This window comes from Faecalibacterium taiwanense (genome assembly GCF_036632915.2).
GTDB lineage: Bacteria > Bacillota > Clostridia > Oscillospirales > Ruminococcaceae > Faecalibacterium > Faecalibacterium taiwanense.
The window spans coordinates 906,065-918,239 of sequence record NZ_CP155552.1; the positions used below are offsets into that span (position 1 = coordinate 906,065).

Sequence of the window (12,175 nt, forward strand, 5' to 3'; positions counted from 1 at the left end):
TCGGGCTTCATCGGTATTGCTACCAAGCAGAAGGAAGTGGTCGATTTCTTCCTGGGCAAAAGAAAAAGCAGAGGGCGTAAAGCTCTCTGCTCGGTCGATAAAACTGATTTGTTCATTTTCGGAGAGGAAAAGGTTCAGACTCAGCTGTTGATAAGCTCCGTCATCACGACTTCCTCCGCCTGTGCTTTCAGGCTGTTCATGTGCTGCACCCACGCCATCTGCTGCGTTTCCTTGTCCGGTGCGGGGCTGTCCTTCAGGTACTGCTCCATCAGAAACTCCACTCTGGCTTTCGCTGTTTCCTCGATCTCCCACAGGTGCGGGAACAGGCTCTCCGTCAGAATCATGTCGTTCAGGAGCATCGGATTGTTCTGTTCCAAAAATGCTCGACGCATCCTGCCGTACTTGCCCAGAGGTTTCTCTCCCTCGTTCTCCAACTGAAGGTTCGGAATCTGATAATCTCCGGCCTGTCTGTAAGTCATCTCGCTCATAATCTGTACTCCTTTCGGTAGCTTTAATCTGCTCATGTTCTCCAATCGCTTTTTCGATTTCCTGAAACATCCTTGTGCTGATGGCATTCACCGCAGTACCAAGGGCATTTACCGTCTGTCTGGTGTTAAAATCAAACACCTTCTGGAAATCCTCATGCTCGAAGTAGTTGTCGGGACTTTCCACGAACCGGCAATACATCGTATAGGATACGCTGTTTGCCACCGCATTTTTGAAAGCTACTTCGATGTTGAGTTCATCATACTCCTCAAGGAAGCTGTTGGCAACGATGTCGAGGAACTGCTTTTTGTAATCGTCCCAATACTCAGCCGCCAGTGCGGATGCAATATCTTCAAGCTGTGCTTCCAGTACCCCGTCAGCGGCAACACCGAAGGTACGCTCCATCGCTTCCATGACATAGGAGCGGTTTTCAGGCGTCACCTCCCACGGTTTCAGTTCCGGGGAAGAACGGCGAACGCCGGTATCCGCCACATCAAACACATAGCGCAGATACGGTTTATCCCTGTTCATCACAAACAGAGCAATGCCGGTAGAGCCACGCTTTACATATCTGCGGTAATTTTCAGCGTTCCAGTCCTCATAGGGCTTGCAAAAGGTCGCATTGGGGCGCTGAGCATAAATCATCACCTGTTCCGGATAGGTGAACTCATAGTTGCGGGACATCGTTCTCAAAAACGAAGTCCAGTTATCTGTGTTCGAGGTGATTTTCCCAATCGTTTCTTTTGCTAATCCGGAATAAAATCGCTCTTTTGCGTTCATTGTATCCCTCCAATCCTATCAATCCGGATAAAGGTTCAGCTTCTCAAAGGCGGCATCGTCCATGGCTGAAACTTTACGGAGAACCGAGTCTGCCAAAGCAAAAAGCTCTGACTCGTCCTCCGAAAGCTGTTCCTTCATCAGTGTCAGTGCTTCACACAGCCCTGACCTTGTGCCAGGGCTGTAAAGCATCATCATGTTCCGCTCATCCTGTGTGAAATCCATCATTCAATCTCCCTTTCCGGGTGGCTCTTGGGCGGCTTATGGGAAACATCCGGCACGGGCTTTTCCTTTAACTGCTCCAACACCGAAGGACGTTCCTCTAATCCGGACGCTTTTCCGTTATTGATGATACCGTCAATCATCCCATAATCATCTTCCATTGCCATCTCTGCGTTTTTCAGGTAGTTTTCGGACTTCATAAAGTTTTCCAGCTTCTGAAACCCAACAGAATCTACATAGTGAAAGGATACCTCACCGACTACCTTTAAGGCTACGATGTCGCTGACCGACATACTGTGACCACGGAAATCATCCGGGTGGTCAATATTGAACTTTACATACAAATCTTCCAGCTGCCGATTCACATCCTCGGACATAGAAATGGAGCCATGATAGACCACCTCGTAACGGTCAATCTCAGGCTCCATTTCTTTCTTCTGAAGGTAGCTGTAATTTGCAAACATGAGCGGGATATTATCGTCTACATCTTCCCGCAGCTGAAGAATCGCATAGGAATCCGTGGGGCTTTCCAGAAAAGCAACCATTCTGTCATCCGGGGTGGTATTTCCGTGAACATCATCCCATTTTTCGTTTTTCATATCCGTGTCCTCCTTATCGTTCAGGCTCTTTGCGTTTGGGAGAGGGACTGGCAGGCGCAGCTTTTTCTGCGGCCTGTGCCAGTTTTTCCATGACCGACTCACGCTTCGGAGAGTCGAGCTTATCCAGCTGACTTTTCAGCACTTTGGCAACCTCAACCGCAGTTTCCTCACGGGCTTCTTCAATGGCTGTATTCAGGAACTCACGATACGGAGCCGTATTACCAGCGGCAAGATCTGCCTTGATTTCTTGGATATGCGCCTGCACATCATCGACCTGATCCATATATTCATAGGGGTCGAAGTTCTCTGCAAAACGGTCGAGCTTAAAAGCAAGCTCAGCGATAGGGTCATTGACCACCACCGCCTGTCTGCCGACTTCAAAAGCCTGCTCCATGACATCCTCATAGAACATTGCCCGCAGTTCCCGGCGCTCCAGCCCGAAGGATTCCAGAATATCCCGGCGGACTTCGAGCATGGACAGTTCAGGGTTATCAACCTGACCGCCATCAATCTCGTTGTAGTTTTCATCCAACAGGGTGTAGTCGTAACCATCTTCGCAGGTCTGCACCGCAAGGATTCTATCCTTTCCGACCTTCCATGCGGCTTCATCGCCCATAATCTCAGGCTCCGGCATATAGCTTGCGCCGTTGCGCTCCATAATTTCTGCAAACTGGCAGATATGAAACACATTGTATCCGATCTGCGTATGATACTCGTCAATGAAGGTGCAGGGCTTCACAACCATTTCATCCGGGTAGTGAATCTGCACACAGCTGCCATCGGGGATATGAAACAAATCCTTATAATGGCTGTCGATAAATCGGATTTCCTTACCATCCGGGTTGTACTCATTTGTCATTTGCGCTTTCCTCCATTTTCAAATTCCATACTGAACTTCGTTTTGCCATCATCTGATACCTCCATAAAGACGGTGGCATCAAAGGTGTTGCCCGTTCTTTCGGACTTGCAATTCTTGAGCTTTACCTTGCCGGAACCAAGCAATTTCTGCGCCGTGGCAGAAGTCATGCTCTTGCCGATGCTCGCAAAGTAGCGATTGTTTTTCCAGAGGGCAAATTTGCAAGCTCTGTTGGAACAGAAAAATGCCTTGGCTTTGTCCTCTACAGCACTGCCGCAGAGCGGGCATTTGCCGATAGAATTGGCTTCTTTCGACATCATAACCTCGGAATCACGGATTACTTCATAGTTCTGAATCAGACCGGCAATCACATCTTTGATCTCGTCCATAAAGTCCTCGCTGGCATATTCGCCTTTCTCAATGAGCAACAATTTTTCTTCCCAATCCGCCGTCATGGATGGGGACTGAATCTGTTCCGGCATGACTGTTACCAGAGCCGTACCCTTGTGGGTCGGAATCAGGTGTTTGGTTTTCTTATCACCCTTACGCTCCAGAAAACCGATGCGAACCAGCTTCTCAATGATACCGGCACGGGTCGCAGGCGTTCCCAAACCTTTGCGCTCCACCTCATCAGGCATTTCGTCCGCACCGGCAGTTTCCATAGCAGAAAGCAGAGTATCCTCGGTAAAGTGTTTAGGGGGAGATGTTTTCCCTTCCTTGATTTCCGTGCCGCTGACGGTCATTTCGTCACCAACGGAAACAGAAGGGAGTGTCTGCACGTTTTCGTCGGATTTTGTCGAATCATTTTTCTGAACCAGAGCTTTCCATCCATCCTGCACAACAGTTTTGCCTTTGGTGGAAAACACGGTACCGCCACAGTCCAGCTCAATAACTGTCTCTGCGTATCGGTGCGGATCGCCAACAGCTACGCACAACCGATTCGAGATCAGTTGCAAAATTGCAAGTTCACCCTTGGGAAGTTCGCTCAGATTGCATTTCTGCAATTCTCTGGTCGGAATGATGGCATGGTGATCTGTGACCTTTTTGTTATTCACAACCTGCTCTGCATGAACTGGTATGTTATCCACATCCTCCACGGGGAATGTGTGGAAAGCCAGCTTTACGAGGTCGGTCAGGCTATGTGCCATATCTTCCGTCAGAAACCTGCTGTCGGTACGGGGATAAGTGACCAGTTTCTTTTCATAGAGGTTCTGCGTGTAGTCCAAGGTCTGCTGTGCCGTGTAGCCAAGCACACGGTTGGCTTCTCTCTGTAAACTGGTCAGGTCATAGAGCGCAGGCGGCTTTTCTGTTTTCTCCTTACATTCAGCTTTCTGAACGATTGCCACCGAACAGCTTTGTTTGACAGCTTCGGCTGCTGCCTTGGTTTTGAAGCGTTCGCTTGCAGCCGTAAAACCATCCAATCCAATCTGAACTGTGTAGAACAGTTCAGGCTTGAATGCGGAAATGGCAGCTTCTCGCATAACAGCCATAGCAAGGGTAGGGGTCATAACACGACCAACATTCAGGGTCTGCCCGTAAAGGGTCGAAAAAAGTCGAGTAGCGTTAATACCAACAATCCAGTCGGCTCGTTCTCGACACAGTGCTGCTTCATACAAAGCATCATATTCCGTTCCAGACCTGAGATTTTCAAAGCCCTCCTTGATTGCTACATCTTCCATCGAGGAAATCCAAAGCCGCTCAAACGGCTTTCTGCACCCGGCTTTGTGGTACACCAACCGAAAGATCAGCTCGCCCTCACGACCGGCATCTGTTGCACACACAAGACTCGCAACATCTTCTCTGGCCATGAGCTTTTTCAGAATCCCAAACTGTTTTTTCGTACCGGCAGAAACCTCATACTGCCAGTCCATCGGGAAGATAGGAAGGTCTGCATAAGCCCATTTGCTGTACTTCGCATCATAGACTTCCGGCTGTGCCAGCTCCACCAAATGCCCTACACACCAGCTGACCACATATCCGTTTCCCTCTAAGTAGCCATCCTCACGCTTGGCAGCACCTAACACTTTGGCAATACTCTGTGCAACCGAAGGCTTTTCAGCCAAAACTAATTTCATTTGCATCTGCTCCTTTCACAAAAAAATAAGCAGCCACACACCGTAGTGCATGACTGCTATGTAAAAAGTTCGGAAAGGATTTTTGCAACCTGATACAATTTTCTGTTCTACAATCTCCGTCATAATAAAAATATCTCCATCATTTCAAAAGAGAATGACGGAGATATTTCACCTTGCTTATTCTTGTAGCAACCAATCGGCTATATCGTGAATTTCGATTCCTTCATAGCTATATTGGGGATGTTTGGTTCTGGCAATAATCATTTTCGGATAAGCGTCTCGAATCTGAAGCAGAGGAGAGCATTCTCTCTCAAATGTTTCCTGCCCGGAAATGTTGTCGCTGACCTGAATATAAATCTTTTCGCTACCTCTCTGAGCAACAAAGTCGATTTCCTTTTGATAGAGCTTGCCGACATAGACATCATATCCACGGCGAAGAAGCTCGATACAAACAACGTTTTCATATACTCTGCCATAGTCTATATTTCTGCTTCCCAGTATTGCATATCGAATACCGCTGTCACACAAATAGAACTTTTCAGAGCTTTCAAGGTATTTCTTACCTCGGATGTCATATCTCTTAATATCATAAAATACAAAAGCATTGCACAAATACTTAATGTACTTGCCGACGGTTACATGATTGGTTGGAGTCTCATTTGCTGTCAGTAGCTGACTGACCTTATTCGGAGAAGTCAGGTTGCTGATATTATCCATAAGGAACTCGCTCAGACGTTGTAAAACCAAAGTGTCCGGGAGAGTATATTTCTGTACCAAATCCCTTGTAACAATCGTTTCGTAGACCTCTTTGATATAGTTTGTTCTGTCTTTTTCGGTTCTATAAGCATAGGAACCTGCTAAACCGCCCTTGATAGCGTACTCATCAAAGAGCTTATCTTTGTCACTAATATCATCATAATACTGGCAATATTCCTGGAAGCTGAAAGGAAACACATGAATTTCAATATAGCGTCCGGTAAACAGAGTTGCCAGATCTGCACTCAACAGGAAAGCATTAGAGCCTGTTACATAGATGTCGTATTTTCCCTTAGAGTACAGGCTATTGATTGCCAACTCAAACTTGGGACACATCTGAACCTCGTCTACAAACAGGTAGTTCGTTTTTCCTTCCTGATAATGTTCTTCCACATAGGCGTGTAAGGCATGGTATTCCTTGATTTCTTCATACGCCAAATCCATGAAGTCGATGAAGATAATATTGATGTTTTCAAAATTGCTTTTCAGATACGCAATATACGCCTGCATCAATTTGGACTTACCAGATCGACGAATGCCCGTGATGATCTTGATGTCAGGAGTACCATTCAGTTCAATGATTCTATCGAGATATTTTGCTCTCGTGATTGTTTTCATATAGTCACCCGCTTTCAAAAATTGAAGTTTTTTCATTTCTCGAAACCGCTTCGCTGTACTTATTATACTGTCTGCTAATAGTATATGCAAGATGTCACTTTCAAAAACGCAAATTTTTTTATTTTTTGAAAGCGGAAACTATGTAAAGGCAACCCGAAGGCTGCCCCAGGCATCAAGCCTATCCTGTTTACACAGGTTCATTATCATCTTCATCGACGGAGCTATCTTCATCGTCGTCCTCAAACTCCGGATCGTACCCATAGTCCTCGTCATCGTCCACATAATCAGCATCTGGGTCAGGCTTTGCCGCTTCCTGTGCCTTCTTCTTTTCCTGGACTTTCTTAAATACGAAGAATCCACCACCACAGGCAAGCACAATCAGAGTAAGAATCGCCGGGAGCATATTTGTGGATTTCGGCTTTTCCTCCGGTGTCGGTTCTGTAATTTCAGGAACTGTTTCAACTACTTCCGGCTTTGTTTCCTCAACCGGCTTGGTGAACTCTGCAACTTCTTCCTCGTCCATCAGCTTGAGCAGGTCGGCTTCATCCACCTGATTCAGAAAATGCACGGTTTCCTCGCCCTTATCATCACGGTCAATGATGATATAGAAGTAGTTTCCGTTTTTGGTTACAGCGGTAATGAACTGCTTTCCGCTTTTCGTAGGCGAGCCAGCGTCATCAACCAAAGTCAGATTGCCGTCGGGAGTAAGCGGTAGCATCGGCTCCTCCGGCTCTGTTTCGGGAACTTTTTCTTCGACCGCAGGTTCTTCAGTCGCTACGCTTTCATCTACATAGGCAAATGCCGTTGTAGAAAACACGCCAAAACACATTGCACACGCCAGCAATGCGGCTCCAATTTTCTTAAATCTCATTCTGCGTTTCCTCCTCATTCATAGTATTGATCGTATCAGGCTTCGGAGCCATATCCGCAGCAAACATACGGAGCAGCTCGGAAAGCTGTTCGGGATTCAGGTTCGCAGCATGAACCATCTCATGGATTTCGGAATTTTCCTCCTCACGGTATCTGCGTTCCAGGTCTTTCACCTTAGCATCCCATTCTGCCCGTTTCTTACGGGCTTTTTCAAGGTCTGCACCTATTCTGTCTAACTTGGCACTCAATCGCCATCCCTCCTTTAGTTTCTGATTCTGCCGAAGCAGTAAAAATGCTGTTGCCAGTAATTCGATTCGATAGAAGCGTAGGAAATGGGGTTTCCGCAGTGGATCATCATACCATTGCCAACATAGATACCAACGTGTGATGCACCGGAGGTATCATAAGTGCCTTGGAAGAAAATCAAATCTCCCGGTTTGGCAGAGCTTTTCGGGATAATGTCGCATACGCCCATCAAACCGTTTGCGGTCAAACGACCAACACTCCAACCGTTTCCGCAGTGATTGATTACATAGGAAACAAATCCGGAGCAGTCAAAGGAGGTAGACGGGCTGCTGCCGCCCCACACATACGGGTATCCCAGATATTTTTCAGCTTCCCGAATCATATTGGCAAATCTTGTGTCTGTCAGCGCTTCGCCCGGAATATCATAATCGGTGTACTCGCCGCCAGGGGTGGCGTAAATGTCATTTCCGAAAATATCCGGTCTGTTGCCCCTTGTCTGAAGCAAAATTCTATATCGCTCCATATCATCTTCCGACAAGCCGGAATTTGAAATCACACTGTTCAAGCCCTTATTTCTGAGCTTCACATTCAGAATATAATATTCGTAATCTTCTTCCTCTGTTGTTGTCTCTCCCGTTTCGGGATCAGTAGAAGATGTTGTTCGTGTACGAATCTCTACTACTTCCGTCAGGGTCAGCTCATATTGTTGCTCAAATAGCCATTGCAGGGTAGCCTGCACCTCATCTCTGGTGTAATCCTCAAACTTCACCGTCAAATACGCCGCCAGCTCATAAGGATTGTGGTTGATTTCATCAAGGTCATACCGGTACTCGTCATATCCGCTATGAGTACGCTCGATATTATTGATTTTATTGCGGAGCGCAGCTTCCAAAGCCTTGTAATCATTGTCCGCACCAATAATATCTTCCTCTTTTGCAGTAAAAGAAGTTCCCAGAATGATCTGTGTGCCGCCTTGGAACATAGCCGAACAAGACGAGAACATCCCTGAGAGTATCATAAAAAGCAGTCCGGCAATCAAAACAAACAGAATCGTTTTAGAGTGTGTGGTGCAGAACTCCGTTACTCTTTCTGTGATGTTCTTGGCTCCCTGAGCTGCTTTGCCCGTTGCCTTGCCTGCACCCTTAGATGCAGAAGCCGTTGTCGAAGCGGTATTCTTACCGGCTTTGGCGGCAGCATATTCTTTCTTGATTGCCCTTTTCTGTTGCCAACGGGAAAAGGGATTGGAACCGGCATCGGGGTTGTCCTTTTTGAACTTCTCATACAGGGCATTTACATTTGCTTTATCTGACTTCTCAACCAGCTTTTCCGCCTTGTCGTAGGCTTTCAGCTTGTGACTGTAAACGGCATGATCGACGGTATAGACAGTGGATTCAACAGCCTTGGTCGTTTCCTGCACAGCCTGAACGCCGATATTATCATCCTCATATTCTGACACCGCCCGATGTGCTTTGGATGTGAGCGTGACTGCGGCACCACGGCTTGCCATGTGCTTTGCCACAGATGGGCGCTCGATTTCCGTAAACTCCGCTTTTTCAAAACGGAGCTTTGCTTTACGGGAACCGGCTGCATCTGTTTCCAGCTTTAGCTTCGGCTTTGCCTTTTTAGAAGCCAATTTGTCTGCCGCTTTTTCAGCCCTATCAACCGCCTTATCTGCACGGTCGGCAGCTTTCTTCACATGAGAATCTGCAAGGTCATCTTCGGTAAAACGGAGTCGTGTAGGTCTTTTCGCCATACATTACGCCTCCTTTTCCTGTGCCACCTCGTTTAACTTCGTGGTCATAATGCGATACAGTTCCAGATCTGTCGGGAATCGGTCAATGAACGGCAGAATCACATTGCCATAGAACAGAAGTCCTTCGCCCTCACCGGAGTTGGTTACATAGGACAGCTGATGCGGCGAAATGTTCAACCGCTGTGCCAGAATACTTCGGTCATCGCTTGCCTGATTCAGCATATAGATGAAATCAGAGTTTTCGAGGATGTTGGCAATCTCCGGGGAACGAAGCAGGTCTTTGACATTCTGAGTAATACCGGTCGGCAAGCCGCCCCATTTACGGAATCGCTTCCAGATTTCTACGGAATAGGTTGCCGTCTGTTCTTCCTTCAGAAGCAATCTCGATAGGTCAGACGCTTTCACGCCTTTCGCCCCGAGCCACACCGTGCAAGCAACTTTCATTGCACACGGCGTTCCATGGGATAAGTCTTTATTGCTAATACAGTTACTTCAAACTCTGGTTAATTGTTATAAGGTTAATTGCTTCCAATCCTGCTTTAGCTCTCCATTTGTTGAGCTTTGCAATCTTGGCAGGTGCCCTACAATCGAATAAATCGATGAGGGACTTGATGATTTTCACGTCATTAGAATAGATAAGGCTCTTTATATCTTTGTGTACGATTCTGAGGTTTGCATATTCATCCGTACCACCTTGGCTTGGTGGATTAAGATATATGCATTCCACATCTTCAAACGCAAGGGACACCTTTGAGAGTTCACACTTACCCTTTGATGCCACAAATCTTGATAGGCGGTTGTCACAGAATTCGATACTATGATTCGTGTCGTTATCTCTACTCAACTTCAACAGCGTTTCTCCATATTCAGATTTAGCAAGCATGCGGTGAATACGTTCACGTCCCTGTGGGGTGTAACGATTGGTGTCCACTCGGTAGAACATTGGATTTTGCGTCCTACAGTATGCTACAGGAACGACAATCATACCATTGATATATCTAACCTGTTTGGACTCCCCATATTTCTGATAGAAATATTCGTCCATCGCACCTTTCAATGTCGGCGGTTTTTCCTTGGAGAGGTCAGCCCGACTATTCAGTCTCGTCTTCATGGTTATGTCAATCGACGGGAACAGTCTGTGAACATCTGCATTTATCATAGTAGCCATGTTATAGTACTGATGCATACCAATGACTGCTTGGTTGTATCTGATGAGGTCATCGTGCTGTGATTGTTCACTCTCGTGAGATTTACAGGCCCGCGCCATGGCATTTTTCAGCTTCACTCGTTGAGAATTGATGGCTTTGTCAGTCATATGAGACTTGATAGACCATTTCTTTCCCTTCTTGTAAAGTTTAAATTTTATGCCTAAGAAGTCGCTATAGCCTTTGGTAAGATTCGTAATTCGTGACTTATCTGGAGATGTTTCCAGCTTTAGTCTGTCCATTAGCCATTGCTCGACCGCATGCTTTAGCTTGGAAGCATCAGAATACGACCTGCAAAATATCTTAAAATCATCCGCATATCTCACTATGTGGCACTCTTTCAATCTGGACTGTCGCAACTTCTTGTACAGATTCCCTTTATTCGGAGTACCATTTTTATTCATATAAATATCGCTTTTCAGAGGATGCTTTGCAGGCATTTCCTCCCATTGACTGGCTATCCACCAATCAAGCTCATTCAGCACAATATTTGCCAGTAAGGGACTAAGTACACCGCCCTGTGGCGTGCCTTTATCGGGTACCGTTCTAACCCCGTTTTCTTCAATGGGGGCTTTCAGCATCTTTCCTATCAAGGAAATCAGCCTTTTATCCCGAATTCCCAACGTCCATATCTGTTTCAGTAGCTTCCCATGGTCAACGCTATCAAAGAATCCCTTGATATCTACATCAACTACATAGTGGAATCCGTCCACCTGCGCCAGTTTGTAACACACGGCAACGGCATTCTTAGTGCTACGATTCGGTCTGAAACCATAGCTGTGCCGATAAAACTTGGCTTCGCATATAGGCTCCATAACCTGCAATACGCTTTGTTGTACAATCCTATCTATTACAGTAGGAATTCCTAATGGTCGCATTTTTCCATTCGGCTTTGGGATATACACCCTTCTGACCGCTTTGGGTTGATAGTTAAGGATTTTGTCCCTAACGCATCGAACCAATGCTTCCTCTGACATCTCAGCTAAGTCCTTAAAGGTCTTACCGTCGACACCAGGCGTGTTGCTTCCTTTGTTTGATTTGAGATTACGATATGCCATTTTGATATTGGCATCTGAACCGATAATACTTATCAGATCCGTGAAAATCTTTTTGTTCGCACTATCCGCATATAATGCATCCTGTACTTCGACCATGCCGTAATACTCAGCATGACGGATAGCACTTTTCTTTAACAATTCCTTTCTTTGCATAGTCAACATCACCTCACTCTCGCAAGACTTGTTTCTCTTAGTCATACTCGAACCTATGAATGTTAACTGCATTACTTTATTAAACTTGTTTTGTCGACTGGCAGACAGACCAATCGTCCCACTAGAGGCTATTGCTCCACTCCCATTACAGGAGCTTCGTCGCTCGTGCCTCCGCTCTCACAACGATAAAGGTAAGTTATACAGTGTGCTTTCCTTACCAACAGGTCATAGCATGTGCAACTGCTCACTGTTCGTTGCTTTCGACGTTCCAATATGGTGCAATATACTATACTGTACTTAGGTGCCTCCTTTGAGCCTGCTGATTTCCATTGCCTGTAACAATGCTCCGACTTTCACTTCCACCCAGTTACTTTTCGGTAATCAGCGCCAAACCGTTGGCATGCGCTTTTCAACGCATTCGAATTTTAGACTCTTTAAATCGTCAGTTCGTCCCCACTTCCGTGGATACTCACCATATACAGCTCCACTACATAATCACAG

At 46.3% G+C, this 12,175-nt stretch carries 11 protein-coding genes and 1 pseudogene; 1 reads left to right on the forward strand and 11 read right to left on the reverse strand.

Annotated features, from left to right (window positions below; translation table 11 throughout):
- Nucleotides 1–140: 140 nt before the first annotated feature.
- The gene (locus PXT33_RS04505; RefSeq protein WP_118199520.1) at nt 141–479 is read right to left on the reverse strand and encodes a TnpV protein; all 339 of its coding nucleotides are present in this window, start codon (nt 477–479) and stop codon (nt 141–143) included.
- Between the two features lie 43 nt (nt 480–522).
- Between PXT33_RS04505 and PXT33_RS04510 the strand changes: the two genes are divergently transcribed.
- Nucleotides 523–1,236 (forward strand): hypothetical protein, encoded by a 714-nt coding sequence (locus PXT33_RS04510; protein WP_021632746.1) that lies wholly within the window; start codon nt 523–525, stop codon nt 1,234–1,236.
- Between the two features lie 48 nt (nt 1,237–1,284).
- Here the strand turns inward: PXT33_RS04510 and PXT33_RS04515 are convergent, their stop codons facing one another.
- From PXT33_RS04515 to ltrA, 10 genes and pseudogenes are all read right to left on the reverse strand, one after another.
- Complete coding sequence (locus tag PXT33_RS04515) at nt 1,285–1,491, reverse strand: transposon-transfer assisting family protein (protein ID WP_002578948.1); 207 nt, start codon at nt 1,489–1,491, stop codon at nt 1,285–1,287.
- The gene (locus PXT33_RS04520; protein WP_002304389.1) at nt 1,488–2,084 is read right to left on the reverse strand and encodes a YodL domain-containing protein; all 597 of its coding nucleotides are present in this window, start codon (nt 2,082–2,084) and stop codon (nt 1,488–1,490) included. The genes PXT33_RS04515 and PXT33_RS04520 overlap by 4 nt, the downstream gene beginning before the upstream one ends.
- A 13-nt stretch (nt 2,085–2,097) precedes the next feature.
- A complete protein-coding gene (locus tag PXT33_RS04525) occupies nt 2,098–2,943 on the reverse strand; it encodes an LPD16 domain-containing protein (RefSeq protein ID WP_002304387.1) in 846 nt (281 codons plus the stop codon).
- A complete protein-coding gene (locus PXT33_RS04530) occupies nt 2,940–5,015 on the reverse strand; it encodes a DNA topoisomerase 3 (protein WP_002578949.1) in 2,076 nt (691 codons plus the stop codon). Before PXT33_RS04530 ends, PXT33_RS04525 begins: the two co-directional genes overlap by 4 nt.
- A gap of 177 nt (nt 5,016–5,192) precedes the next feature.
- Complete coding sequence (locus tag PXT33_RS04535) at nt 5,193–6,425, reverse strand: ATP-binding protein (RefSeq protein WP_002304383.1); 1,233 nt, start codon at nt 6,423–6,425, stop codon at nt 5,193–5,195.
- 151 nt (nt 6,426–6,576) lie between these two features.
- On the reverse strand, nt 6,577–7,260 hold the full coding sequence (locus PXT33_RS04540; protein WP_002578950.1) for a DUF4366 domain-containing protein: 684 nt from the start codon (nt 7,258–7,260) through the stop codon (nt 6,577–6,579).
- On the reverse strand, nt 7,250–7,507 hold the full coding sequence (locus PXT33_RS04545) for a DUF4315 family protein (RefSeq protein ID WP_002304378.1): 258 nt from the start codon (nt 7,505–7,507) through the stop codon (nt 7,250–7,252). Before PXT33_RS04545 ends, PXT33_RS04540 begins: the two co-directional genes overlap by 11 nt.
- A gap of 14 nt (nt 7,508–7,521) precedes the next feature.
- Nucleotides 7,522–9,258 carry a C40 family peptidase gene (locus PXT33_RS04550; protein ID WP_002304377.1) on the reverse strand — a complete coding sequence of 579 codons (1,737 nt, stop codon included), beginning with the start codon at nt 9,256–9,258 and terminating at the stop codon, nt 7,522–7,524.
- A gap of 3 nt (nt 9,259–9,261) precedes the next feature.
- A pseudogene (locus PXT33_RS04555) lies at nt 9,262–9,651 on the reverse strand (VirB4-like conjugal transfer ATPase); the annotation flags it as partial.
- A 94-nt stretch (nt 9,652–9,745) separates the two neighbouring features.
- On the reverse strand, nt 9,746–11,674 hold the full coding sequence (ltrA, locus tag PXT33_RS04560; RefSeq protein ID WP_332376007.1) for a group II intron reverse transcriptase/maturase: 1,929 nt from the start codon (nt 11,672–11,674) through the stop codon (nt 9,746–9,748).
- Between the last annotated feature and the right edge of the window lie 501 nt (nt 11,675–12,175).